This is a genomic window from Streptomyces sp. NBC_01089, from assembly GCF_045162975.1.
GTDB lineage: Bacteria > Actinomycetota > Actinomycetes > Streptomycetales > Streptomycetaceae > Streptomyces.
This window is the reverse complement of the sequence record NZ_CP108660.1, coordinates 5,636,419-5,662,111: the sequence shown is the minus strand read 5'-3', so window position 1 is coordinate 5,662,111 and position 25,693 is coordinate 5,636,419. Positions and strand designations below refer to the sequence as shown.

20 protein-coding genes and 1 tRNA gene are annotated in these 25,693 nt (G+C 72.1%); 8 read left to right on the top strand and 13 right to left on the bottom strand.

The genetic code is table 11. From position 1 onward, the window contains the following. Positions 1-307: 307 nt before the first annotated feature. The 3 genes from OG510_RS25440 to OG510_RS25430 form a co-directional block, all read right to left on the bottom strand. On the bottom strand, positions 308-709 hold the full coding sequence (locus OG510_RS25440) for a single-stranded DNA-binding protein (RefSeq protein WP_406139819.1): 402 nt from the start codon (positions 707-709) through the stop codon (positions 308-310). A gap of 102 nt (positions 710-811) precedes the next feature. Beyond that, on the bottom strand, positions 812-2,560 hold the full coding sequence (locus OG510_RS25435; protein ID WP_406142544.1) for a GTPase: 1,749 nt from the start codon (positions 2,558-2,560) through the stop codon (positions 812-814). A gap of 494 nt (positions 2,561-3,054) precedes the next feature. After that, positions 3,055-4,659, bottom strand: coding sequence for a dynamin family protein (locus OG510_RS25430; RefSeq protein ID WP_406142543.1), 1,605 nt, complete (start codon positions 4,657-4,659; stop codon positions 3,055-3,057). Between the two features lie 337 nt (positions 4,660-4,996). Between OG510_RS25430 and OG510_RS25425 the strand changes: the two genes are divergently transcribed. Further along, positions 4,997-5,069, top strand: a tRNA-Arg gene (locus OG510_RS25425). Between the two features lie 111 nt (positions 5,070-5,180). On the opposite strand, the gene OG510_RS25420 is transcribed toward OG510_RS25425, so the two are convergent. Then, complete coding sequence (locus OG510_RS25420) at positions 5,181-6,371, bottom strand: acyl-CoA dehydrogenase family protein (RefSeq protein WP_406139818.1); 1,191 nt, start codon at positions 6,369-6,371, stop codon at positions 5,181-5,183. Between the two features lie 115 nt (positions 6,372-6,486). Between OG510_RS25420 and OG510_RS25415 the strand changes: the two genes are divergently transcribed. Both OG510_RS25415 and OG510_RS25410 read left to right on the top strand, forming a co-directional pair. After that, positions 6,487-7,146 (top strand): TetR/AcrR family transcriptional regulator, encoded by a 660-nt coding sequence (locus tag OG510_RS25415; RefSeq protein ID WP_406139816.1) that lies wholly within the window; start codon positions 6,487-6,489, stop codon positions 7,144-7,146. A gap of 162 nt (positions 7,147-7,308) precedes the next feature. Next, on the top strand, positions 7,309-7,596 hold the full coding sequence (locus OG510_RS25410; RefSeq protein ID WP_406139814.1) for a hypothetical protein: 288 nt from the start codon (positions 7,309-7,311) through the stop codon (positions 7,594-7,596). 70 nt (positions 7,597-7,666) lie between these two features. Here OG510_RS25410 and OG510_RS25405 read toward each other — a convergent pair whose 3' ends face one another. Beyond that, the gene (locus tag OG510_RS25405; RefSeq protein ID WP_406139813.1) at positions 7,667-8,173 is read right to left on the bottom strand and encodes a MarR family winged helix-turn-helix transcriptional regulator; all 507 of its coding nucleotides are present in this window, start codon (positions 8,171-8,173) and stop codon (positions 7,667-7,669) included. Positions 8,174-8,419: 246 nt separating this feature from the next. Here OG510_RS25405 and lgt point away from each other — a divergent pair, with 246 nt between their 5' ends. After that, positions 8,420-9,361: a prolipoprotein diacylglyceryl transferase gene (lgt, locus tag OG510_RS25400; RefSeq protein ID WP_406139812.1), complete on the top strand. Its 942-nt coding sequence runs from the start codon at positions 8,420-8,422 to the stop codon at positions 9,359-9,361. Between the two features lie 20 nt (positions 9,362-9,381). Here lgt and OG510_RS25395 read toward each other — a convergent pair whose 3' ends face one another. The 4 genes from OG510_RS25395 to OG510_RS25380 all read right to left on the bottom strand — a co-directional run bounded on the left by OG510_RS25395 (position 9,382) and on the right by OG510_RS25380 (position 15,492). Then, positions 9,382-10,830 carry an MFS transporter gene (locus OG510_RS25395; RefSeq protein WP_406142541.1) on the bottom strand — a complete coding sequence of 483 codons (1,449 nt, stop codon included), beginning with the start codon at positions 10,828-10,830 and terminating at the stop codon, positions 9,382-9,384. Between the two features lie 156 nt (positions 10,831-10,986). Next, entirely contained in the window at positions 10,987-12,465 is a 1,479-nt protein-coding gene (locus OG510_RS25390; RefSeq protein ID WP_406139810.1) for a purine-cytosine permease family protein, read from the bottom strand. A gap of 109 nt (positions 12,466-12,574) precedes the next feature. Then, the gene (locus OG510_RS25385; RefSeq protein WP_406139809.1) at positions 12,575-14,233 is read right to left on the bottom strand and encodes an amidohydrolase; all 1,659 of its coding nucleotides are present in this window, start codon (positions 14,231-14,233) and stop codon (positions 12,575-12,577) included. Between the two features lie 359 nt (positions 14,234-14,592). Beyond that, positions 14,593-15,492 (bottom strand): Lrp/AsnC family transcriptional regulator, encoded by a 900-nt coding sequence (locus OG510_RS25380; RefSeq protein WP_406139808.1) that lies wholly within the window; start codon positions 15,490-15,492, stop codon positions 14,593-14,595. A gap of 151 nt (positions 15,493-15,643) precedes the next feature. On the opposite strand from OG510_RS25380, the gene OG510_RS25375 reads away from it, so the two are divergent. Together OG510_RS25375 and OG510_RS25370 are read left to right on the top strand one after the other, a co-directional pair. Continuing rightward, positions 15,644-16,309 (top strand): HAD family hydrolase, encoded by a 666-nt coding sequence (locus OG510_RS25375; protein ID WP_406139806.1) that lies wholly within the window; start codon positions 15,644-15,646, stop codon positions 16,307-16,309. Between the two features lie 68 nt (positions 16,310-16,377). Further along, positions 16,378-16,833, top strand: a complete 456-nt coding sequence (locus tag OG510_RS25370; RefSeq protein WP_164267706.1) for a tellurite resistance TerB family protein — start codon at positions 16,378-16,380, stop codon at positions 16,831-16,833. Between the two features lie 270 nt (positions 16,834-17,103). Here OG510_RS25370 and OG510_RS25365 read toward each other — a convergent pair whose 3' ends face one another. Beyond that, on the bottom strand, positions 17,104-18,222 hold the full coding sequence (locus OG510_RS25365; RefSeq protein WP_406139804.1) for a DUF1152 domain-containing protein: 1,119 nt from the start codon (positions 18,220-18,222) through the stop codon (positions 17,104-17,106). A 248-nt stretch (positions 18,223-18,470) separates the two neighbouring features. Here OG510_RS25365 and OG510_RS25360 point away from each other — a divergent pair, with 248 nt between their 5' ends. After that, positions 18,471-19,853 carry an STM4012 family radical SAM protein gene (locus tag OG510_RS25360; RefSeq protein ID WP_406139802.1) on the top strand — a complete coding sequence of 461 codons (1,383 nt, stop codon included), beginning with the start codon at positions 18,471-18,473 and terminating at the stop codon, positions 19,851-19,853. A gap of 24 nt (positions 19,854-19,877) precedes the next feature. Here OG510_RS25360 and OG510_RS25355 read toward each other — a convergent pair whose 3' ends face one another. From OG510_RS25355 to OG510_RS25345, 3 genes are all read right to left on the bottom strand, one after another. Next, on the bottom strand, positions 19,878-20,975 hold the full coding sequence (locus tag OG510_RS25355; RefSeq protein ID WP_406139801.1) for a DMT family transporter: 1,098 nt from the start codon (positions 20,973-20,975) through the stop codon (positions 19,878-19,880). A gap of 194 nt (positions 20,976-21,169) precedes the next feature. Beyond that, positions 21,170-22,075: an ABC transporter permease gene (locus OG510_RS25350; RefSeq protein WP_406139799.1), complete on the bottom strand. Its 906-nt coding sequence runs from the start codon at positions 22,073-22,075 to the stop codon at positions 21,170-21,172. Beyond that, positions 22,072-24,684: an alpha/beta fold hydrolase gene (locus tag OG510_RS25345; RefSeq protein ID WP_406139797.1), complete on the bottom strand. Its 2,613-nt coding sequence runs from the start codon at positions 24,682-24,684 to the stop codon at positions 22,072-22,074. Before OG510_RS25345 ends, OG510_RS25350 begins: the two co-directional genes overlap by 4 nt. Positions 24,685-24,972: 288 nt before the next feature. Here OG510_RS25345 and OG510_RS25340 point away from each other — a divergent pair, with 288 nt between their 5' ends. Further along, a complete protein-coding gene (locus tag OG510_RS25340; protein ID WP_406139795.1) occupies positions 24,973-25,659 on the top strand; it encodes a hypothetical protein in 687 nt (228 codons plus the stop codon). The last annotated feature ends 34 nt before the right edge of the window (positions 25,660-25,693 follow it).

Below are 25,693 nucleotides of genomic sequence, written 5' to 3'. Positions count from 1 at the left end.
GCGCGATGCGCCTCGTGGCGCGCGTGGGGGAAGTTCCTCGCCGGCAGACTCAAATGCCCCGTGAGTATCTGCGAATTCTAAGGACGCAGGAGCAACACAGTCTCCACACATGGGCTCTGATAACCATTCCGAATCGGAATCGTTACCGCACTCCCGTCCGTACCCCCACCCGCACCCCATCGACGCGCCGACGATATCGACAAATCACCACCCCCCAGGGCCTGGTGGCATCCCGGCACAGCCCCAGACCCGATCTCAATCCCGACCCCGGACCCGGCTCCGGACCCGGTCGGGCCACCACCCCCGGTCAGGCCACCAGATCTTTCGGGCGCTCCGTCAGAGACGTATCCGCCCTGGCCACACGCTTGAAGGCACTGGTGCCGCGCGTCAGGTCGTGTCCCACCGCCAGCGCCTCGATATCGGCCGAGAATCTGCGCTGTCCGTCCTTGTCCTCTTCGCGCACCTTCAACCTGCCGTGGACGACGAGTGGTTCGCCGACGGACACGGAACCGGACAGATTCGCGGCCAGCGTCCGCCAGGCCCACACCGTGTAGAAGCTCGTCGGCCCGTCGGTCCAGGACTGTTTCTCCCGGTCCCAGCGGCGTGCGGTGACCGCGAAGCGAAATCGCACCATTCCCCCGGTGACCGAATCCCGGTATTCAGGCTGCGTCGCCACATTTCCCACCAATGTCACCAAGGTGTCGTTCATGAGCCCTGCCTCCCCGTACCAGCCATGTCCCGCGGGGCCGTCCCGTGACGGCCCCGGTTTCCATGCTGGCCCGGGGAGATCCGCTCCGCTCGCGCCTGTGGACTACTTGCCGGTTGTGGACAACCCGTTCACCGTCACGTACTGCTCACGTACCTCCCGGTACCGCAGCAGCTCGGCCCCGACCGGGTCGAGCACCTTCGCCCTGCCGCACGCGGCGGCCGCCTCCCGGAGCCTGCGCTCGGCCTCCTGCCCGTACCGGTGAGCGGGCCCCCGTACCGCCACCCCGCACGCCCACTCCACGAGCGGGCCGCCCACGGTCCCGGCCAGCATGACCAGGACGGGCGTCAGCGGAGCGACGTCGAGCACGCCCACCACCACACCGACCAGCCAGAGCACCCCGAGGATCTGGTGGACGGTCATCATCACCTGGGCCAGCACCGCAGCCGGCCACCAGGCAGGCCGCCCCGAGCGGCCCCCGGGCTCCTGCGCGACGGTGGTCGCAGCCAGCTCGTCCAGGGCCTCGGGCAGCCCCTCGGCCCCGCGTGCGGCCGCCTCACGCACCGCCTGCGCCCACGGCGCGGGGAGCCCGTCGGCCGCCTCGTCGGCGACCGTACGCACGGCCTGCTCCACCTCCTGCCTGGCGGTGGCCTCGGTACCGGCGGGCTCAGGGCCGGTCTCCACCAGCAGCGGTTCGGGGCCTCCGGGCGCGCGCGTGGACTCGTACCAGTGCCAGAGCCGCAGCCACGGCGTCCCGCACGCCTTCACGGCGTTCCGGCTCCACCCGCGCTCCGCGGCCTCGCCCACGGCCAGGGCGCCGACCGCGTCGCCGAGCCGCTCGCCGAACTGCTCGCGGGCCGGCTCACTCAGCCCCGCGTGCCCCTCGGCGACGTACACCGAGCGCAGACCGTCCGCCGCCGCGTCCACATCGGCCGCAAGCCGGCGCGCAGGCGCGCCCCGCTCCCGGACGAACCGGCCGATCAGCTCACGCAGTTCGCCCACCCCTTCGCCGGTGAGCGCCGACAGCGCGAGCACCGTGGCTCCCGGCTCGCCGTGCTCGCCCAGGGCCATACCGTCCTCGTCGAGCAGCCGCCGCAGGTCGTCGAGCACCTGGTCGGCGGCCTCGCCCGGCAGCCGGTCGATCTGGTTGAGCACCACGAAGGTGATCTCGGCGTGGCCGGCGAGCGGCTTGAGATAGCGGTCGTGGAGCGCGGCGTCCGCGTACTTCTCCGGGTCGACCACCCAGATCACCGCGTCCACCAGCTCCATCGCCCGGTCCACCTGGTCGCGGTGCGCGGTCAGGGCCGAGTCGTGGTCGGGCAGGTCGATGAGGACCAGCCCGTGCAGTTCGTCACCGGGCCCCGCGCTCATCCAGGGCCTGCGGCGCAGCCGTCCGGGGATGGCGAGCCGGTCGAGCAGCCCGGCTGCGCCGTCGGTCCAGCTGCAGGCGAGCGGCGCGGATGTGGTGGGCCTGCGCACCCCGGTCTCGGAGATCGCCACCCCGGCAAGGGCGTTGAAGAGGGTGGACTTGCCGCTGCCGGTCGCGCCCGCGATGGCGACGACGGTGTGCTGAGAGGAGAGCCGCTGCCGGGCCGACGCCTCGTCCAGTACCCGTCCGGCCTCGGCGAGCGTCGGCCCTTCGAGGCGCGTACGGGAGAGGCCGACCAGTTCCCGCAGGGCGTCCAGCCGGGCGCGCAGCTCGGCGCCGTACGACACGGAGCGCGGGAAGTCCTCGTACGACGCGGGCAGCGGGCCCAGGTTGAACTCGCGCGCGCTGCCGGGCGCGCTCTCCCGGTCGGCCGCGCGCCGGGCGATGAACCCGTCGTCCCAGTGGTGACCACCCTGCCCGGGCATCCTGACCTCGCCGGACGGCACGGACGGCACGGCGGGCACGGACAGATCGGCGGGCGCGGACGGATCGGACGACGGAGTGGGTGAGGCGGGCGCGGACGGAACGGACGGCGGAGTGGGTGAGGCGGACGGGGTGCACGAGGCGGACGGATCGGCCGCAGGTGTACGCGGCTCCCGGCTCCCCTGCTCCGCCGACCGCTCGGCATTCGCATGCCCGTCCGCGCGCACGTGCGAGTCCCGGTGCGCATCCAAGTCCGAGTCCGGACCGGAGCCCAAGCCAGAGCCCGAGCCCGAGTTCAAACCCGGGCCCGGGCCCGAGTCCGAGGCCGGGCCCGAAGCCGCGTCCGAGTCGGGTGCCCTCACCCCCCGGGCCTCGTCAGCCACCTCGCTCCCACCCGTCACCGCAACCACTTCCGCCACTTCCGCCGCTCCGGTCGCCCGGGTCACCCCGGTCGCCCCGGTCGCCCCGGTCGCCTCAGTCCCTTCGGTCGTCTCGTTCATCGCGGCCACTTCTCCTTCTGCAGTACGGACAGCGCGGCGATCAGTTCGGCCTGCGACTCGGGCCCCACGTCCAGGGCGTCGAGCGGTGCGAGCCGGCGGTCACGCTCCGCGCCGAGCACGTCGTCGATGTACGTACGGACCAGCTCCGCGCCCTTGTCACGCAGCCTCAGCGCCCCCTGCGCGCCGATCCGTTCGGCCAGCCGCTCCCCCGCCTTGCGCGTACGGCGCCCGCCCAGCAGTGCGGCGGCCAGCAGCGCCGCGACCGCCTCGGGCTCCGGCGCGGCCGAGCGCTCCAGCTCCGCCACCTCCTCCTCGGCCAGCTCCTCCAGGACCCGCCGCCAGCGCCGTACCGCGAGGCCGACCCGCTCGCCGGCCTCCCCCGCCCCTGACGCCAGCCCCGCGGCCGCGGGCTCGCGCCCCCAGCTCTCCCTGACCCGTTCGTCGGCGGCGGCCACCGCGCACTGCAGCAGGACCGCGAGGCTCTGCGAGAGCGCGTCGAGCAGCTCGCCCGGTGAACTGTCCAGCGGATAGCCGCGCCACCGGGTCCTGGCGTCCCCCGCCAGCGCGGCGCCCGCCTTGAGCCGCGCCCGTACCCGCCTGCCCTCGGCCTCGTACGCCTCCTCGACGGTGCCGGTCAGCCGTACCGCTGCCGAGTACTGCGTGGCAACGGCCGCGGCCAGCTCGGGCATCCGGGCGCCGAGCGAATCGATCACCCCGCTCGCCGTACGGTCCAGCGACTGCTGCCTGGCCGCCGGATCCTGCGCCCGCTGGCTCAGCCACGCGCGCAGCGGCGCCACGGCGGTGGTGGGCAGCAGTCCGCTGCCGCCGCCCGCGGACTCGGGCAGTTCGGGGATCGTGAAGCGCGGCGCGTCCCCGAGCCCCGCCCGGGTGAGCAGCGCGCCGTACTGCCGTGACACCTCGGCGACGACCTGGTGGGGCACCCGGTCGAGGACGGTGACGAGCGTCGCGTTGTACTCCTTCGCGGTACGCAGCAGATGCCAGGGCACGGCGTCGGCGTACCGGGACGCGGTGGTCACCATGACCCAGACGTCGGCGGCGCAGATCAACTCGGCTGCCAGCGCCCGGTTGCCCGCGACGAGCGAGTCGATGTCGGGGGCGTCGAGCAGGGCGAGGCCGCGCGGCAGGTTCGCCGCGGTTTCGACGCGCAGCGCGCCGCCGACCGGCCCGTGCGGTTCCGGTGGGCCGTCGTCGTCGCCGGTGTCGTCCTGCTGCGGGAGCCATACGCGGGTGAGGCGCGGCAGCACGCGCAGCCCCGAGAACCAGTGGTGGTCGTCCGGGTGGCAGACCAGGACGGGTGTCCGTGTGGTGGGCCGCAGCACGCCGGCCTCACTGACCCGGCGTCCGACCAGCGAATTGACGAGTGTGGACTTCCCCGCTCCGGTCGAGCCGCCGATCACGGCGAGCAGGGGGGCCTCCGGGGCTCTGAGCCGGGGCACCAGATAGTCGTCGAGCTGTGCGAGCAGCTCGGTCCGTGTCCGGCGGGCGCGCGGGGCGCCCGGCAAGGGGAGCGGAAGGCGCACGGCGGCGACCCGGTCACGCAGGGCGGAGAGTGCGTCAATCAGCTGAGGCCGTACATCCAAGGTCACCACATGCGAAGAATGCCCAATTTAGTTGGCTTTTTGAAGCGTATAGCCACTTGTGCGCGCCAATCGGGGGCTATCAGGGCCGTTCGGACACCCGGGACACTCGGGACGAGTGGGACGCAGGCATAACGACTGCACAACACCCGGGATCCGAGGGGCCAAAAGCGGTGCACGATCCGCACTCGCCTGCGATTATCAGTTCGCTTCACTGAACCTCCACATCGTGCCACGGAGGTGAAGCAACGGGGAGCAGGTGAATGGAGCCCTATCCTGGTCCCCGGCAAGGTCACGCACCCGTACAACCGGGGCTCCAGGCCGCCGAGGCCACGATCCGGCCCCCGTAGCTCAGTGGATAGAGCAGGCGCCTTCTAAGCGCTTGGCCGCAGGTTCGAGTCCTGCCGGGGGCACTCTCGCCGCAGCGCGGCCGGGCCCTCCCACCGGGAGGGCCTTTTTTCAGGTCTGGGGAACGTAGCGGGAACGACGTAGTGGCGGCGTAAGGGCCGACTGACCCGGGCGACTCAGAAGCGGATGATCGTGGACAGCGGCGGGAGGCTGTTGCCGAGTTCGTAGCCGCCGATGTAGACGTTCTTCGCGTCGATGGGGTCGTGGGAGGCGAAGGTCCGGGCGTTGCGCCAGTAGCGGTCGTAGCGGTACGTGTGGGAGGTGCTGCGCGCACCCGTGATCTCGTGGATCTCGGAAGCGGCCGCGAGAGAGGCTTCGACGGCGGCGACCTTGGCCCGGAAGCAGTCGACGGTAATGGCGTCCATGTCCTCGTCGTCCCCGGCCTCCAGCCGGTCCGCCGAGCTGTGCAGCAGGGCGCGGGAGGCGGCCAGCTTGCTGGAGAGGGCGCCGATGCGGCGCAGGATCAGCGGGTCGTCGGCCGGAGTGGCGAACCGGGGCAGTGATCCGCGCTTCATGGTGCGCGTGTGCTGGACGAGCGCGTCCAGGGCGCCCTCACCGATGCCCTGCATCAACCCGGCGTGCAGCAGCATCGCCGCGCCCAGGAAGACCGGCGAGAACTGTCCGGCCGGCTGGTGTCGGCCGTCAGGTACGAAGACATCCCGGTAGGTGGCCGTTCGGCTGCGCGTGCCGCGCTGGCCCATGTTGTCCCAGTCGTCGTGCAACTCGACCCGGGCGTGGTTCAGGTCCACCAGAACCTGGTGGGGCGCGGGCTGTTCGCCTTCCAGCACGCAGCGGACCAGGGCCATGCCCTGTCCGCCGCTGTTGGAGTTGAAGGACTTCGTGCCGTTGAGTACGACGCCGCCCTCGACGGGTCGTGCGGTTGTCCGGCCCGTCACGCCCGTCTCCGCGACGGAGGAGACGAGCCTGAGGCCGTCGTCGAGTATCCGGCCCGCCAGCTCACCGCGGGCCGACTCCGCGAAGCCGCTGCCGGGCCCGAACAGCTCGCGGGCCACCAGGACGGTCGTGAGCCAGTTCTGCCCCGTGGGGCCGTCGCCCGCGCTGACCTCCCGCAGCGCGCGGATGACCGCGCCCCAACCGCCGCGCTCCGTGCCGTCCCAGAGTCCCCCGTACTCACTCGGGACCGCGAGCCGAGCCGCCCCGAGCCCGGCCAGCAGCGCCAGGTTGGCGGCGGGGTCGGCGTTGTCACGGTCGCTGACGAACCCGCCTTCGGCCAGTTCCTCCCGGCTCTCCCGGATGGCGGCGATCAGGGTGCGGGCTTCCGCCGCGCTGTCCAACTGCGTTGACATGAGGGGCTCCTCGACATGGCCAGTACAAGAATGCGAACGGACATTCGCATCTTAGGGACGCGAGCGCGACGCTTGTCAAGGACGTCTCCGGGCCACCGCCGATACCATGCGCACCATGACCGATGAGCCGATTCGCCGAGCGCACTACCGGGAGCCCCGGCAGGCCCGCAGCGCCGCGACACTGGCTCGCGTCCTGCAGGCGGCCGAGGAGCTCGCGTCCTCGGCCGGCCTGGAGGAGATGACCATCACCGGCGTCGCAGAGCGCGCCGGCGTCTCGGTCGGTTCGATCTACCGGCGCTTCGAGGGCAAGGACCAGCTGATCGCCGCGCTGACCGAGCAGATGCTGGAGCGGCGCGAGGAGTACGTGGCCGAGCGGCTGCGCCTGGCCGAGCCGTCGCTGCGCGGCGTCATGGACGCCTACGCGCACGCGCTGTTGCAGTCCTTCGCCGACACCAGCAACCTCTTCCCTGAGCTGCTGCGCGCACGGGGCACCGGTGCGCTGGACCGCGGCGCCCGCACCATCACCGAGATCCACCGCCTCCTGCTCGAAGCGGCAGCTCCGCACACGGGTCAGATCCGGCGTTCCGACCCGGGGGAAGCGCTGGACACCGCGGCCCGCGCCGTCCTCGGCGCCTGCTTCCACAACTCCGTACGCCCCGACAGCCGCACGGGCGAGGCCCGGAGGGTGTACGCGGACGAGCTCAGCGACATGGCGATGGCTTACCTGCTCAGCCCCGACCGTCACCGCGCCGAACAGCCGCCCGCCTGCGGGTGAGCGGTCGTCCGCCGCCGAACCTGAAGGCGTCTTCAGGATGCTTCAGGTCAGCTTCAGGATGCCTCCGGCAGGGTGGAACCCATCGACGCGGACCACCCCGGAAGGCCGGGCCGGCAGAGAGCCCCCGAGCCGCCGGAGTCCAACTGATCGGCAGGAGAAGTCATGAGCATCGCAACGGCAACGTGTTCCAGGACCGAGACCGGCGACCTGTGGGCGAACGGTGGCCAGTTCGAGCTGCGCACCGTGCCGCTCGACCCCGAGGTGATCGTGAAGCTCGCCGAGGTGCAGGTGCCGATCCCGCAGTCCGTCCTCATCGGCTGGGTGGACGTGCCCGCCGGTGACCCCCGCGGAGCGACCCAGCACGCGCTCTACCTCACCGCCGGCGGCTACGCCTACCGGGTCACCACCTACCTCGACGGCCGCCGCGTCAACGGCGAGAGCCCCAACTGAGCCTGCCCGTAAGGCGGCCCGGCCCCGTCCGGCCCCGTCACTCCCCCCGCTGCGGTCACTCCCGTTTCCGTCACTCCCCGCTGTCGTCGAGGTGTTCGGCGATACGGAGCAGGGCGGGCAGCGCCGCACGCACCGTGTCGCGGTCCGCGTCGCCCAGAGCCGCGAGGGCTGCGCCCAGACGGCGTTCGTGGGCCTGCGCCCAGGCGGTGAGCTGGGCGCGGCCCGCGTCGGTGAGGACGACCACCGAGGCCCTGCGGTCGGCCGAGTCGACATCGCGGGTCACCAGACCGGCCGTGATCATCTGGCCGATCAGCCCCGAGACCGTGCTGGCCGCCAGATGCTGGCGGGTTGCCAGGTCGCTGATGCGGGCCGGTGAGTGTTCCGCGAGCACCTGGAGCAGCTCGACCTGCGCCATGGGCAGGGTCTCCCACGGGTAGTCGGTGCGGATCGACGCCCGCAGGGAACGGCGCAGGCGCGTGACGGCCTCGGTGAGCAGCCGGGCGTCGGACGTGTGGTCCTTCGCGGACGTGTGGTCCTTCGGCGGCTTACGGGTCCCGGAGCGGGGCTGGGGCGGCATACGCGAACTTTACTGACCCCCGGTGCGGGGGTCACAGACTCGGGTGCGCAACGGCGGCAGCGGCACGGGCCCTCGCCGGCCGGCACGGCCCCTCACCGGCACAGGCGCCCTCACCGGCATGATGCCCCTCGATGGCACAGGCCCGCGGCGGCAGGGGTCACAGGCGGAAGGTTCGGTGACCGAGGTAATCTCGTCCGGGTTACTCCGGCCCCGGTCGGCAACCTCACGTCGAGAGCGGTCCCGCCGATGAACCTGGCGTACCTTCCCAGCCCTTCCCAGGGCGTCTGGCATCTCGGGCCCTTCCCGATCCGGGCGTACGCGCTGTGCATCATCGCCGGGATCTTCGCCGGCGTGTGGCTGACGGGCCGCCGCTGGGCGGCCCGTGGCGGCAACCGGGACCACATCGCCGACATTGCGCTGTGGGCGGTGCCGTTCGGTGTGCTGGGCGGGCGCCTCTACCACGTGATCACGGACCCCGAGCTGTACTTCGCCGCCGGGAAGCAGCCCATCCGCGCCCTGTACATTTGGGACGGCGGGCTCGGTATCCCCGGCGCCGTCGCCCTCGGCGCGGTGGGCGCCTGGCTGGGATGCAGGCGCCGTGGGATCGCGCTGGCCGACTTCGCGGACGCCGCGGCTCCCGGACTGGTGCTGGCGCAGGCGATCGGCCGGTGGGGCAACTACTTCAACCAGGAGCTGTTCGGCAGCCCCACCCATCTGCCCTGGGCCCTGCTGATCGATCCCGCGCACCGGCCCGACACCAGCCCGAACGTGGCCTTCTACCATCCGACGTTCCTCTACGAGTCCCTGTGGGATCTCGGCGTGATGGCCCTGCTGCTCTGGCTCGACCGGCGCTACCGGCCGCGCAGGGGACGGCTGTTCGCCTGCTACGTGCTCGCGTACACGGCCGGGCGGGCCTGGATCGAAGCCCTGCGGATCGACCACGCCAACCACTTCCTGGGCCTGCGGCTGAACGACTGGGTCTCCGCCCTGCTGTTCGCCGGGGCGCTGGCCTATCTGATCGCCACCCACCGGCGTACGGGTGCAAGTACGGGTGCAAGTACGAGTACGAGTGACACGGACAGCGACGGCGACGGCGACGGCGTTTCAGAGGCGGAGACCGACGCCCCGCAGGCCGCTTCTCCGCCCGACCGCGACCGTAACCGCGACCGCGATCCGACGGACAAGTGACGCACGCACGACTCCCGCCCTCACGGACGCGGCCGAACCCCCGCCCGAGCCCCCGCCCTGGGCCCCGAGCACGCCGCGTACACCGCCGCCAGCGCCGCCACAAGCAGGACGATCACGGCCCAGCGCGGCCCGTCCGGCACCCCGTGCGGCGGGGCGAGGTGCAGCGCCAGCGTCACCAGCGCGACGCCCAGAGCCGTGCCCAGGCCGCGGGCCATGTTGACCAGTCCACCACCGGTACCCGATGAACGTGCCGGGATCGCCCCCATGATCAGCGTGTTGTTGGCCGGGGTGAAGATACCGAGGCCCAGCCCCAGCACCGCGAGCAGCAGCACCAGCGGGCCCGGGGTCAGCGGCGCCAGGGCCATCGCCACCAGCGCGGCCGCGCAGACCAGCGCGCCCAGGACACAGCGGCCCCGGTCGCCCAGCGCCGGGGGCAGCGCCCGGTCCGCCGCGGTCGCCGCGACCGCGAACCCGACCGGCAGCGCGGTCAGTACGAGGCCCGCCGTCAGCTCCGACGAGCCGCCACCGGTCAGCACGATCGGCACCAGCACCAGCGGCCCGAAGAGCACCAGGTAGCCGCAGAGCGCGCCGGTCAGCCCGGACGACACCGCCCGTACGCGCAGCAGCGCCAGGTCGAGGAGCGGCACCGCCGCCACCCGCTGCCGCACCACGAACGCCCATCCGGCCCCCGCGGCCAGCACGAAGAGCCCTGCGACACCCCAGCCGGGCACCGGCAGCCCCGAAGCGGCCGAGAGCCCGAGGAGCCCGCCGGTCGTCGCCACGACCAGCAGTGCGAGGCCGGACCGGTCGAAGCCGTCCGACCGCTGCCTGCTGCGCGTCCTCGGCAGCAGATAGTGGCCCGCGACCAGCGCGACCAGACCGATCGGCACATTGATCCCGAAGACCCAGCGCCAGCCCAGCGTCGCCACCAGCGCGCCTCCGACCGTCGGCCCCAGCGCGAGACCGAGCGCCTGGGCTGCGGCCTGGACGCCGAGCGCGGTCCGCATCCGCTCCCTCGGCGCGCTGGTGGCCACCAGCGCCACACTGTTGGCCTGCATCATCGCCGCGCCCGCCGCCTGCACCACCCGGAAGGCGACCAGCGTCGCCAGCGACGGGGCGAGCCCGCAGGCGGCCGATGCCGCGGTGAAGACCACGAAGCCGTAGAGATAGAAGAGCTTGCGCCCGTACGCGTCGGACAGCCGCCCGATCGGGACCAGCAGCGCGACCAGCGTGAGCAGATACGCCAGGGACACCCACTCGACGGCGGCCAGGGACGTGTGGAACTCCGTCCGCACGCTCCCGTAGGTCAGCGTCACGATGCTCGCGTCGAGCTGGCCCATGAACGCGCCGAAGCACACCGTGGCCACCGCGAGCCACCAGGCGCCCGGCCGCTGCCTGATCCGCTCCGGGCGGGCGCGCTCGCGCAGGAGGACGGCCGTCCAGGGGTGCCGTTCACCGGGAAGCGCCATGCGCCTGCTCACGTCTCCTCCACTCGCACGCCGGGTGCCGGGACGCGCGTCCCCGCGAGCACGACGGCAGGAGCCGTCGTCGGGGTGCGTCCCACAGAAGAAGATTACATCGGATACCGAAATACTTTGTTGCCGATGCGTGTGAGCGGTGGCGCGCTACGGGCGGCGGCCCGCCGGCCCGTCCTGCTCCCGTGCCCCGCGCACCCGCCGGCCCGCGAGCAGCAGATAGGCCGCCCCCGAGACGATGATCGGCAGGAACCAGGAGAGGTCGGCGCCGCCCAGCTGCCCGCTCAGCCAGCTGTGCAGGAGAGGCGAGTTGATGGTGAGCAGGCCGGTGGCCATGCCGCAGGCGAGCGCGATCAGGCCCTGGACGTGGACACCGCCGACGCCCCAGTAGCGGCTGGTGCGGTCGCTGGTGTGGATGTCGTGCTGGTCGTAGTGCCAGCGGCGCAGGATGCCGTCCACGATCCAGACGGCCGCGAACGGCCCGGCCCAGACGTTGACCAGGGACAGGAACTCGTTCAGCGCGGTCTCGAAGTCGTACACGAAGAGGATCAGCAGCACCGCCGCGAGCGCCAGCGTGGCGTCCAGGGCCGTGGCGAGCCAGCGCTTGAGCGGGATGCCGATGGCCTGGATGGCGAGCCCCGACGAGTAGAACACCGAGGCGTTGTTGGAGATCGAGCCCAGGAAGCAGGCGGCGATGTAGAGGACGTACAGCCAGCCAGGCACCAGCGGCCGGACGCCCGCCACCGGGTCGGTGAGGTCCGTACGGGTCGCGACCAGGACACCCGCGATGCCCAGGTAGACGGCCATTCCCGCGCCGCCGCCGAGCACCCGCGGGAAGACCTTGCGGACCGGGGTGTCGGAGGGGAGGTAGCGGGCGTAGTCCGGCGAGACCACCAGGTACGACAGGGAGCCGGAGGCGATCAGCGCGGCGGCGGAGACGACCAGCGCGAGCCAGTGGCCGCCGCCTCCCGCGGTGTGGTGCGGCGGGTGCCAGTTCCAGTCCACGCCGCCGATCGTGAAGCAGAGCAGCAGCGCGAAGATCACGGCCACCGCCACCGCGAAGTACGGCTGGACCTTGACCAGCAGCCGGTGCCCGGTGACCGCGATGACGATGGCCACGCCCAGCACCAGCAGGGTCGCCAGGACCTTGCCCGGGGCGCCGGAGTGGTGCCAGCCCAGCCGGTCGAAGAAGGCGAGCACGGCGAAGACGCCGAGGAGGCCGTTGACCGTCTTGAAGCCCAGCGACATCGCCCAGGTGAACAGGGCGTTGACGCGGTTGCCGAACACCCCGAACGGCGCCCGGCTCAGCGTGAGCGCGGGCAGCCCCGCGCGCGGCCCGGCGATCGAGCTGTACGCGACGAGAGCGAACAGCGCGTTGCCCGCCACCACCGCGACCAGGGCCTGGACGAGGGAGAGGCCGAGGGCGATGGCGCCCGCGCCGAGGACGAAGAAGAACTGGTAGGAGTTGATTCCCGCCCAGAAGAAGCCCAGTTGGCGCGGGGTCATATAGCGCTCGGACTCGGGGATGAAGTCGTATCCGTGCTGTTCGACCGCGCCCGCTGCGGGGCCGCCGCCGGCGCGTTCGGCCGTGCCGGTCCCCGGCCGGTCCGGCTGTGCGGTGGTGCTCATCGGTGGTGCTCCTTCACGGTGGCGGCCGCCGGTGCGGGCGGGCGCGGTGTGCCGTCATCGGTGAACAGCCTGGGTTCGGTGGACGGTGGACGGGGGGATCCCGGGCCGGTCAGGCCGTGGCGGACCAGACCTGACGGGCGCCGATCCAGGTCTCGTCGACGCCTGCCGTGGCGAGCTGGGCGAGGTCGTCGGTCCGGTAGGGGTCGGCGGCCGTGATGACGAAGTCGGCGAACGCTCCGGTGCGCAGGCTGCCCACCTCGTTCTCACGGTGCAGCGCCCGTGCTCCGCCCAGTGTGTGCGCGCGGATGCCGTCGGCGACGGCGAGCCGCATCTCCGGGGTGCCGAGCCGGGTGCCGAGCACGGTCTCGCGGCTCGCGGCGGCGGCGACCGCCTCGAAGGGCCGGGGCGGGGCGACGGGCGCGTCCGAGCTGAACGCGAACTCCGTGCCTGCCGACTGGAGCAGACCCGCCGGGTTGTAGCGGTGGCCCATCTCGCCGATCGCGGTGAGCGTGCCGTCGCCGGTGCGGAGGTGGTGCTGCGGCTGGAGCACGGCGTGCACGCCCAGCTCCCGCATGCGGGTGATCTCGTCGTCGGTGGGCAGCCCGCAGTGTTCGACACGGTGCCGGGGGTCGGTGCGGGGGGTGTCGGCGAGCGCCTTCCCCACGGCGTCCAGGACCATGCCGATCGCGTACGGGGACTGCGCGTGGGTCGCGGTCTGGAAGCCGGCCCGGTGGGCGCGCAGCACCAGATCCGCGTACTCGGCGGGGTCGTGGTAGAGCTGCCCGTGGTTGCAGCAGTCGGCCGCGTACCCCTCGGGGAAGTACGCGGTCCAGCCGCCCAGCGTGCCGTCGGCGTAGAGCTTGACGCCCTGGATCCGCAGCTGGTCGTCGCCGAGCTCGCTGCCGAGACCGAGGTCGAGGGCGGTGTCGAGCAGGGCCGACGTCAGATAGACGGAGGTGCGCATGCGCAGGTCACCGGCGTCGCGGGCGCGCAGGTACGTGGAGAGTTCGCGGCGGGACGCCTGGGCGTCGCCGATGGTGGTGACCCCGGCGGCGAGGAAGGTCTGCTGGGCGCGGAGCAGATGGCCGCGCATGATGTCGGCGGGGTCGTCGAGGTGGAAGTTCGGGCCGTGGTTGGTGATCTTCACACCGTCGGGCCCGGTCAGCAGATCGCAGGCGCCGTCCCACAGCTCGCCGTTGGGCTCACCGGACGGCGTACGGCCGATGCGGCCGCCGACCGGGTCGGGGGTGCCGGCGGTGATGCCGTACTTGTGCAGGGTGTACGTGTTCACGACGCCGCCGTGGCCGGAGGCGTTCATCACGTACACCTCGCGGTCGGTGGCGACCCGGTCGAGATCCTGGCAGGTGGGGTGGCGGCCCTCGGCCAGCCTGCGGTGCTCGTAGCCGAAGCCGCGCAGCGGGGCGTCCTGGCGGAGCCCTTCCGCGTGCCGGCGCAGTGCGGCGACCAGCGCGTCGATGTCCGCGACCGTCTCGGGCCGTACGTCGGCCCACGCCAGGTTCTGTCCGTACATCACCGGGTGGCAGTGCGCGTCGACGAAGCCGGGCATCAGCTGCCGTCCGCCGAGGTCCAGCCGCTCGTCCACCCGGCCGTCCAGTGCGGCGCCGCACTCCTCGGCGGTGCCCGCGTGCACGATGCGCTCACCGCGCACCGCGAGGGCCTCGGCGCGGCCCGCCGGGGTGAGGGTGTGGACGGTGCCGCCGGTGACGAGAAGGGTGCGGTCCTGCTGTGCTGCGGGCGTGGTGGCCATATGGGTGCTCCGGTCGTACGGGGAGGGCGTGCGGCCCAGGCGGGCGGGCGCTGCTGCCGGGGCGGGGCGGCGGCGCATGCGGTTCGGCAGGCACCGGGCGACCCGGCGCCGCGGAAGCGGATCGACGCCTGAGAAAGACGTGTGCGAGCGATTCGCTGACTGAGACAGTACGACGCAAGCGAAAGATTATCCAGAGGAGTGTGTTATGAACTTTTCGCTTGCGGTGGAGGGTATCGACGAGCGAAGCGCGTGCGGCCGGAGAGCGGGCGCGGTGAGGAAGGTGAGGAAACGGGAGGGGTAACGGGAGGGGTGGCGACGGGACGGGGGCGGTGACGGGGCGGGCGCGGTCGAGGGACCGGTCAGCTCGTCAGGGAGTCGTAGCGCTCCTTGACCAGCTCCAGATGGAGCCAGCTCTCCAGTCCGTGCACGCCGTCCAGGGCGCGCAGCTCCTCCAGCGAGGCCAGCACATCGGCGAGCGTCTCGCCGCCGACCGTGCCGATGACGTCCGCCCTGCCCACACACTCCGCGGCGAACTGCACCTGCTCGGTGGCCAGCAGACCGCCCACCCCTGCCGTCCCGTGCGCGTCGCCCGAGCGGCGCAGCGAGAAGCCCGCGAGGTGGCCCATGCCGAGGGTGCCGGGCCGCACCAGGGCCGCGACCCGGAAGACACCGGCGTCGAGGAGCCGCAGCGAGCGGGCCCGCGCGGCGGCCGCCGACATGGCGATCCGGTCGGCCAACTCGGCGTAGGACATGCGCCCGTCGGTCTGCAGCTCCCGCAGGATCGCGTGGTCCGTCTCGTCGAGGCTCACCGTGTCGGGCGAAGTCACCGGCAGATAGGGGTCCTTGAGCACCCGCGTGTACGGGGTCGTGTCGACACCCCGTACACCGGGCAGCCGCGCGACGTCCGCCACCAGGGCGCTCAGCGCGGCGAAGTCGGACGTCCGCAGCTCCGCGATGACCGGGCGCCGGCCGGCCGTCAGCGTCACGAAGACCGCTTCGGACAGCCCGGCCACGGTCCGCGCCACGGGTTCGGCGGGCCCGACGACGTCGAAGGCCACATGCGCGCTGACCGTGCGGCCGAGCACCGCGGGGTGGATGACACCGACGATCCGCAGGATCCCGTCCTCGGTGAGCCGCAGCGCCCGCGCGCGGGCGGCGGCGCGGGAGAGGCCGACGCGCGCGGCGAGCGTCTCGTAGGACGTGCGGCCGTCCGCCTGGAGGAGGTGGACGAGCGCGAGGTCGGTGGAGTCGAGGTTCATCGGACAGCCAGTCTGCCATGTGCGCCGGGACCGGCCCCGCGGTCGGCCCGTACCCGGTCCGTGCTCGGTCCGCGCTCGGTCCGTACGCGATCCGTCCCCGCGTGTTCGTCGCCGCAGCCCGTCGGCGGGGCCCGCGCACCGTACTGTGCGCATGGTGATTGAGACGATCGTGTTCGACGTCGGCGAGACCCTCATCCGGGACGACCGGTACTGGCGGTCCTGGGCGGACTGGCTCGGAATCCCCTCCCACACCGTGTCCGCGCTCGTCGGTGCTGTCACCGCGCGAGGACGTGACCACACCGACGCCCTGCAACTCCTCAAACCCGGCATGGACATCGCGGAGGCGTACCGCGCGCGGGAGGCCGCGGGCCGGGGCGAACACCTCGACGAGAGCGATCTCTACCCCGATGTACGCCCCGCCCTCTCGGCGCTGCGCGGGCTCGGTTACCGGGTCGTCGTCGCCGGCAACCAGACGGTGAAAGCAGGCACGTTGCTGCGCGGGCTCGATCTGCCCGCCGACCTCGTCGCCACATCGGACGAGTGGGGCGTGGCCAAGCCGGACCCGGCCTTCTTCGAACGGGTCGTCGCCGCGTCGGGCGCGGCTCCGGACGCCACGCTGTACGTGGGCGACCACCCGCAGAACGACATCTTTCCCGCCAGAGCGGCCGGGCTGCGCACCGCGCATCTGCGGCGCGGGCCGTGGGGGCACATGTGGGCCGACGACCCCGAAGTGGTCGCCGCGGCGGACTGGCGGGTCAGCAGTCTCACCCGGCTCGCGGCGGCCCTGGCCGAGTATCACGCGGCGGGCACTTCCTGACGGGTCCGGCCGTTGTCTCTCCGTAAAGAGTGATCAAAATGGTCACGTGGTGAACGAGGAGACGGCTGATGGCCCTGTGGGACCGCTTCAAGGACTCTGCGAAGACGATGCAGACGCAGCTCGACGCGAAGAAGAACGACCTCAAGAGCGGCGGATTCCGGGATGCCAGCATGGCCATGTGCGCGCTGGTCGCCGCGGCCGACGGCTCGATCGACGCCGCGGAGCGGCAGCGGGTCGCCTCGCTGATCGCCACCAATGAAGTCCTGAAGAACTTCACGGCGGACGATCTGCAGACGCGTTTCAACGACTACTGCCAGAAGCTCACCACCGACTTCGACTTCGGCAAGGTCAGCATCCTGCAGACCATCGGCAAGGTCAGCAAGAAGCCCACCGAGGCGCGCGCCGTCATCCAGATCGGCATCGTGATCGGCGGCGCCGACGGTGACTTCGACAAGGCCGAGCAGGCCGTGGTCCGCGAGGCGTGCTTCGCCGTCGGGATCGCCCCCACGGAGTTCGACCTGTAGGAGAGCCGACCTGTACGGGTCCGGCCTCAAAGAGGTCCGGCCTGACAGAAGTCCGGCCTTTACGAGGCTGGACCCGTACGAGGTCCGGCCCGCAACAGGCTGGATCCGTAAGAGCTCTGGCCCGTAACAGGCCGGATCCGTACGAGGTTCGGCCCGCAACAGGCCGGACCCGTAAGGGCCTCAGCACCGTACCCGCGCGGTCCCGCCGCACAGCGCCGCTTCTCCGCCGCGCTGTGCGGCCTTACGGACCGCCAGGTCAGCCGCTCCCGGTCACCCCTCCCCCGCCGACAGCCGCCACAGCGGCGGGACGTGCCGGGAGGGGGACGCCGTGCTGAGGTGGTGGCGGAGTTCTGCCAGTTCCGTCGGGGACAGGGCCAGTTCCTCGGCTATCCGGCGGGTGGTGACATAGGCGATCCCGTCGGCCGCGGTGCGCCGTTCCCAGGCGGCGAAACGCTCGGGCAGGGGCCGTGGTTCACCGGATGCGGTGCCGCCCCCGGGTGACTCGCCCGTCTCCTGGCCCGACCGGGCCGCACGGGCACGCTCCCTGGCGATCTCGGAGAAGCCGCAGACCCGTTCGCTCGCCCGTTCCGCGTCCGCGAGGCTCGTGCTCCCCGCCAACGCCCGTGCCAGCGGGTTGATTTCGAGGGCGCGGGCCAGGGACAGCCGGTAGACGTGCGGGCCGGCGTCGCCGAGTGTGACGGGGCGCGGGGCGTCCCGGGTGCCGCAGACCCCGCGTATGCCCCGGGCCGCCGCGACCAGCAGCGCGCCCGCCTCCGACGGATGCCAGTCGAAGACCGCCCGGACGGACCGGGTGTCCGCGAAGGTCAGGGTGAGCAGCGGGTCGCCGAGCCGCGGCAGCAGCACGGCCTCCGGCACCTCGGAGTCGAGTCCGGGGCCCGCGACATGCACCGCGGTGGGGAGCCCGCTCCGCGCGCAGGCGGCGAGGACCAGCGCGTCCCCGAGCGGACTGCGCAGGGTGGGTTCGGTGCCGTCGGTCAGGATGTCGCCGCCGACATCGACGACATCGACCCGGTCGGCCTCGCAGTACGCGGCAGCCTCCGCGATCTGCCGCGCGAGCCCCTCCGCCCCCTCGTAGGGGTCCAACAGGCCCAGCTCAGGCCGCAGATCACCCGCGAGCCGGGGCAGCAGCGAGCCGGCCGGCGGGCGGGGCGCCGAGTCCGGGGTGACCAGCCGCAGGGTGGGGCCGACCGGGACCGTCCCGGTGAAGTCGGCCGGCCGGCGCGGACCCGGCACCGGGTCGACGACCAGCCGCTCCCAGGCGTACGTCAGCACGAGGGCGGGCTCGTCCGGTCCGTGCAGAGCGGCGTGCACCATCGCCGTCGCGATGGCGTCGCCGCCACCGCCGGCCGCTATGAGTAGTCGCTTCATGGATCACATGGTTATCGCAGCGGGACCGGACTTTCAGCCCAACTCCCCTTCCGGCAGCGGCCGCAGGCGCCGCCATCGCAGAGGTGCGGATTTTGGGCAAGTCACGGAAACATCCAAATTGAGCAAAGAGAAAGCCAAACAGTTCGGTATTTCGTCTCATGCCATCCATGACGCTCCGTCGATCATGCTGTCACTTGGCGCGACATTCCCATGGGATCCGATCGACTCCGGAAGGAAGCATCACGGAAGTGACAACCTCTGTACCGGTCCACATCTCCCGTTCCGTTCCCGATGAACCGACCACGCCGTACAAGCAGTACGTGTACGCCTACCCGCACCAGAAGGCGTACCGGCTCGGCACGGAGCGGCCCCTCCTCACCGATTTATGGGCCGGGGAGCGGCTCGACGCGCTCTCCCTCTACGTCCACATCCCCTTCTGCGAGATGCGTTGCGGCTTCTGCAACCTCTTCACCCGCACCGGCGCACCCGGGGAGGTCACCCGGAACTTCCTGCGCACCCTGGAGCGGCAGGCGCGCGTCACCCGGGAGGCCCTGGAGGCCAACGGCACACCGGGGTTCACCCTCGCGGCGTTCGGCGGCGGCACCCCGACCTATCTCACCGCGGACGAGCTGGTCCAGCTCTGCGACATCTGCGAGAACGTGATGGGCGCGGACCTCAGGGCGGTGCCGTGGTCGGTCGAGACCTCGCCCGCCACCGCCACCGCCGACCGGATCGCGGTCCTCGCGGAACGCGGCGCCACCCGGCTGAGCATCGGCGTGCAGAGCTTCATCGACGAGGAGGCGCGGGCCGCCGTACGGCCGCAGAAGCGCTCCGAGGTGGAGGAGGCGCTCGGCCGCCTGAAGGAGGCCGCCTTCCCCATCCTCAACATCGACCTCATCTACGGCATCGACGGCCAGACCGAACAGAGCTTCAAGGTGTCGCTGGACGCGGCGCTCGGCTGGGAACCGGAGGAGATCTACCTCTACCCGCTGTACGTACGCCCGCTGACCGGCCTCATGGCCCGGCACGACAAGAGCGGCGAACTCTGGGACGAGCAGCGGCTGCGGCTGTACCGGTACGGGCGGGAGTATCTGCTCGCGGCCGGCTACCGGCAGACGTCGATGCGGGTCTTCAGCCGGATCGGCACCGCGGCCGTCGACGGCGCGGACGACAGCAACATCAGTGAGTACAACCAGCAGGCCGGGATGGTCGGACTGGGCGTCGGCGCACGGTCGTTCACGACCGATCTGCACTACACGACGGACTACGCGGTCGCCGTGCCGGAGGTCAGGCGCATCATCGACGACTACATAGCGACGCCGACCGCCGAATTCCGGCGCGCCCAGTGGTCGTTCCGGATGGACGACGACGAGCGCCGCCGGATGTTCGTCCTGCACATGCTGCTTGAGGCCGAGGGGATGGACGTCGAGCGCTACCGGTCGCGGTTCGGCACCCTCCCGCAGGACGACTTCCCCGCGCAGTTCACGCTGGTCACCGAGCGGGGCTGGCTCACCGGCGACGGCGGGGTGCTGCGGCTGACCCCGGAGGGGATGGCCTGGGCGGACGCGATCGGCCCGCTGTTCTTCTCGCCCAGGGTGAAGGACGCTATGTCGTCCTATCAGGACCGCTAGCCAGGGCCCCGGGGCTACAAACCCTCAGTCCGGCCATGTCTCTCCGTGCGCTCCCGTCCGGGCAGCGCGGGAGGCATGGTCCGCACCGTTTTCCGCGCCGTCCGCCGGCCGTACGGACGATGTCGGCCGTGCGGACGATGTCGGCCGTGCGGACGATGTCGGCCGTGCGGGCGGTGCAGGCGGTGCGTCCACGACCGCCGTGTCCGGCGCCCTGGCCGGACGGCTGCGGCGGCCGACCGGGGCGGAGACCAGGACAAGGCCGCCCAGCAGGAGCACCGCGCCCGCCACCCCCGGCGGGCTCAGCCGCTCCCCGAGCAGCGCGATCCCCAGCACCGTGGCGACCAGCGGTTCCGCCAGGCTGAGGGTGCCGGCCGTGGCTCCGCTGATGCGGACCACGCCCCGGGTGAAGAGCAGATAGCCCAGCGCGGTCGTCGCCAGGCCCAGCCAGCCGACCAGGATCAGGGCGCGCGGTTCGGCGAGCCCGTCCGGGTGGGCGAAGACCCAGGGCGAGACCAGGATTCCCGCGCACAGCACACTCGCCGGGGCGGCCGCCGTGGTGTCGGCACCCCGGTCGCCGAGCCGTTTGGTCGCCGAGATGTAGACGCCGAAGCTGGCTCCCGCGACGAGACCGAGCAGTACGCCACCGCTGTCGGCCCGGCCGCCACCGCCAGGCACGAGCAGCAGCACGATGCCGCTGATCGCGCAGACCGTGCCGCAGGCCCACCGGCCGCTCAGCCGTTCACCGTTCATGATCCGCCCGCACATCCCGGTGACGACCGGGACCGTACCGAAGGTGACGGCGGTCGCGAGGGCGGCGCCGCTGCGGTCCACCGCCTCCAGGAAACACGCCTGGAAGGCGGCCGTGACCAGGATGCTCACCAGCATCCACCACCGGGCCGTCCGCTGCCACAGGGTCCGGATCCCGGCCGCCCGCGCGGTGAACAGCCCGAGGACGAATCCCCCGACGAGCATCCGGCACGCGCCGATCGCCACGGGGGACGCACCGCTGTCGGCCAGGATCTCGGCGGGGCCGACCGTGCCCCAGAGGAAGGCGGCGGCCAGGACCGGCGGCACTCCGCCGTCGCGCACGGCCCGCCGGAGCTTGTCCGCTGTGCTTGTCACGCACTCTCATTCCGCAGAGCCGGGCAGGACCCGTGGCCCAGCACACCTCGGTGGCACACCCGGCGTTTCCTGGCCCCGACGCTAGAGGGTCCCCGGCCCCCGGTCCCATAGGGAGAACCCACCAAGTCGGCACCCGGCGGGCGCACCCCTTCCGGTGCTTCACACAAGCGCCGTGCTCGCGGTGTCCTGCCGCGTCACGACACGATGTCCTTGCGGGCGAACCCCCGGAAGGCCAGCGCGAAGAGCACCAGCGCGTACGCCACCGAGACGGCCGCGCCCTTGACCATGCCGCCCCATTCGAGCTGGGGCTGGAGTGCGTCGGCCCAGGCGAACTGCCAGTGCGCGGGCAGGAAGTCACGCCAGGAGCCGAGCGCGGTCACCGCGTCCAGGACGTTCCCGACGATCGTCAGACCGACCGCGCCGCCGACCGCGCCCAGCGGCGCGTCCGTCCTGGTGGAGAGCCAGAACGCCAGGGCAGCCGTGACCAGTTGGGACACGAAGATGAAAGCCACCACGAGCACGAGCCGCAGCACCGCGTCCCCCGCGGCGAGCGAGCCCCCGGTGGGCAGCTCCAGCGGCCCCCAGCCGTACGCGACGGTGCCCACCGCGAGCGCCACCACCGGCAGCACCACCATCGCCGCGAGGCTGAAGACCAGCGCCACCGTGAGCTTGCTGCGCAGCAGCCGGGCGCGCGGTACGGGCGCGGCGAGCAGATAGCGCAGCGATGACCAGCCGGCCTCCGACGCCACGGTGTCGCCGCAGAACAGTGCGACCGGCACCACCAGCAGGAAGCCCGCCGACACGAACAGGCAGGTCGCCGAGAAGTTCGCCCCGGAGGCCGTCGCGGTGTCGAGCAGCGTCGGCCCGTTCCGGCCGCTGCCGCTGGGGGTGCCGCCGACGGCGAACGCCGCGACCAGGATGAACGGCAGCGCGACGAGCACCGCGCCCATCGCCAGCGTGCGGCGGCGCCTGAACTGCCGTTTGGCCTCGACCAGCAGCGGCAGCGTGTGCCGTGCGCGGTATCCGGGCGCGGTGGCTGTCGCGGGGTCCCGGTGGGCGGGGCCCGGGTGGGCGGGGTCCGGAAGCGTGGTCGTGCTCATGCGGGCTGGCCTCCGATCAGGGTGAGGAAGGCGTCCTCCAGGCGGCGGTGCGCTCCGACACCGGTCAACGGCACGTCCAGGCGCAGCAGTTCGGAGATGAGCGCGGCCGGGGTGGCGCCGTCGAGCCGTACGAGCAGTCCGTCGCCGGTGCGTACGGCGGAGCCGATGCCGGGCAGCGCGGCCACCTTCCCGGCCAGCGCCTCGGTGATCTCATCGGCGGAGGTGACGAGGAGGGTGTCCCCGCTGCCGGTGATCTCGGCGACGGGTCCGGCCTGTATGAGCTGTCCGTGGTCCATGACGACGAGATGGGTGCAGGACTGCTCGACCTCCGCCAGCAGATGGCTGGAGACGATCACGGTCCGGCCGTCGGCCGCGTACCGGATCATCACGTCCCGCATCTCGCGGATCTGCGGCGGGTCGAGGCCGTTCGTCGGCTCGTCCAGGATCAGCAGGTCGGGCAGGCCGAGCATGGCCTGGGCGATGGCGAGCCGCTGCCGCATGCCCTGTGAGTACGTACGGACCGCGCGGTCCAGCGCGTCGCCGAGCCCGGCGATCTCCAGCGCCTCGGCGACGTGTGAGTCCTCGGTGGGGCGGCCGGTGGCCTGCCAGTACAGATCCAGGTTGGCCCGCCCGGAGAGGTGCGGCAGGAACCCGGCGCCCTCGACGAACGCGCCGACCCGCGAGAGGACCGGCGCACCGGGCCGGATCGGGTGGCCGAACACCCGGATCTCGCCGCCGTCCGGTGTGATGAGCCCCATCAGCATGCGCAGGGTGGTGGTCTTGCCCGCGCCGTTGGGTCCGAGCAGTCCGAGCACTTGGCCCTTGCCGACCTCGAAGGACAGGTCGCGGACCGCGTACCGGTCGGCGGACCTGGCGTACTTCTTGGTGAGCCCGGTGATCCGCAGCGGCAGCTCGGCCAGTGCCGGGTCGGGCGCGGCGGCGGACCTGCGCCGGGGGACGAGCAGCGCGGCCGCGATCAGCGCGCCCAGCGCGGGAAGTCCCCACACCCACCAGGGGAATCCGGCGCTCGCGGTGCGCAGGGCGGGCACGGTGGGGACGGTCAGCGGCCCGGCCGCCGATACGGAGTACGTGGCGGGCGCCGCCGGGGACGCGTAGCCGAGGTCGGTCGACGCGAGGACCAGCCGCAGCCGGTGCCCCGCCTCGACCTTGTGGTCGATGGCGGGCAGGGTCAGCTCGACCGTCCGGCCCGCCTTCGTGCCCGTGATCCGGACCGGGGTGACGAGCTGGTGGGGCAGCACCTGCTGCTTGCCGCCCGGCGGCACGTCGTACACCTTGGCGAAGAGCACGGTGTCCGGCGACGAGGACCTGACGCGGACTCTGACCTTCGGGGCGCCGGTGATGGTGCGGGCGGTGGTCAGCGGTGCGGTGTCGAAGTGCGCGTACTGGCCCGGCAGGTCCATGGAGAGCCCCACGCCGAGGCCGGAGAGCTGGGAGAGCGCGGCGACGCCCGGAACGGCGGAGATCGACGGCGGGGCGCCGCCCGCCGGGTTCTCCACGGTCTGCTCGCGGCCGGTGAGCGCGAGCGGGTGCCTGCCGCTCTCCAGGCCCGGGTAGCGGTCGCTGCTCGCGCCGCGCAACTGGGCGGCGCCGTCGGTCGAATCGACCCCGCCGGTGCGGGTCACGCGGAAGGCCGGGCCGGTGTCGGCACCCTTGTCGCCCTTGAGGTAGCGGTCGAACCAGGAGGCGATCCGCCCGTTGATCCGGCCGCCCTCCTCGTCGCCGCCGTCATGCCCGCCGGCGATCCAGTCGACCGAGACGGGCGCGCCGTTGGCCTTGATCTGCTTCGCCGCCGCGTCGGCCTGGCTCAGCGGGAAGAGGGAGTCGGTCTGGCCCTGCACGAGCAGCGAGGGCACCTTGATCCGGCCGCCGACCGCCGACGGGCTCCGCGCCTCCAGCTCCTCGCGGGCGGCGGCGTCCGGCTTGCCGCTCTCGGCGACCCGGTCGTACATCGAGCAGAGCTGCTTCTCGAAGCGGGCGCAGCCACCGCCGGAGTTGATGAAGATCCCGGCCCAGAGCTTCTTGAACACCCCGTCGGGGAAGAGCGCGTCGGCCAGGTTCCAGTAGGTGATCTGCGGCGCGATGGCGTCGACCCGGTGGTCGTACCCGGCGGCGAGCAGCGAGATCGCACCACCGTACGAGGCACCGGTGACGCCGACGCGCGGGTCGCCCGGCTTGTCCAGCTGGACCTCGGGGCGGTTCGCCAGCCAGTCGATGAGCCGCGACACGTCCTTGACCTCGCGCGACGGGTCGTTGAGCCCGATGGCACCGGTCGACTTCCCGAAGCCCCGCGCCGACCAGGTCAGCACCGCGTACCCGTGCCGCGCCAACCGCTCGGCCTGGGACTTCACATCGTCCTTGCTGCCACCGAAGCCGTGCCCGATGAGCACGGCGGGTCGCCGCCCCGGGCCGCCGGCCGTGAAGTACGACGTGTCGATACGCACCCCGTCCACCGCCATCAGCCGGTCCGAGCGGTGCACGGGCGCGGGCCCGTCGGACGCGACAGCCGTCCACGTACCGGCCCCGACGAGGACGGCAAGCACGGCGGCCAGGCAGACGAGCACCCGGCCACGGGGTTTGCGTAGCTTCATGCCTGAACCCTAGGCGGCCCCTCGGACAACGCGACGGGCCACCGGGTGGAAGTGCCTGGCGTACTGCCGGAGTACCCGGACCGGCCGGCGTACCGCGGCAGGAGTAGCGGGGCACCACGGACGGGCGGGGGTGTCAGCCCCGGGGGCCGGTCACTGTCCAGGAACGCGACGCCGGATCGTTGACGCCGGGTCAGTGCGGAATACGGCGCGAGGACGTCGCTCTCTGCCACCGTAGGATCAGGCGGGGCTCAGATCGTCTCACCCGTCAGGTCGGTTCAGGAGGTATCGGTGGGATTCGGCAGGAACAAGAAGGTCGAGGAACCTCCGGTGGAGCCGGTCCCCTGGGCGGATGTCAACGAGTTCGTACTCGGGTCCGTCGAACGGCCCAAGACAGCGAAACGCGTCCGTTCCGGATTCGGCCCTCGTGCCATACGCGTGCCACAGGGCGACATGGACATGCAAGTCCTCGCGCCGTGCGCCTACGTGGCCACCGGGGAGAGCCAATCGCTCCCTTCCGAACCCGGTCTGACGCTCTACGAGGACGTCGAACAGCAACAACTGCTCTGTTATCTCGACGCCCCGCAGGAAGTGAAGGGCGAAAGGCATCACGTGGTGCGTGACGCGCAGGGCCAAGCCATCGGAACACTGCGGCGGGTGCCTCCCAAGCGCCCGTTCAAGCACACCTGGCGGATCGATCAGCCGGGCCGTCCGGAGATCGTCGGACGCAACAAGATGGCGAGCGGCAGCGCCAAGGAAGTGGCGGGCCGGGCGGCAGGCAGGTTCGTCACGGGCGTCTTCGACGACCTGCTCAATCCTGGCCAGGGAGATCAGCCGGGGAGCAGATATCGGCCCCTCGAGTGGCGATCCGGAGACGAGGTCGTCATCACGTCCCTGGGCAGCACGAAGATCAATATCTGCACGGACTGGATCGACCGCCGTCTCGCTTTCGCGTTCGCGCTCGTCGGCGACAAGTAACCCGTTGCGTGGCCCGGCGAACTGACATCCCGAG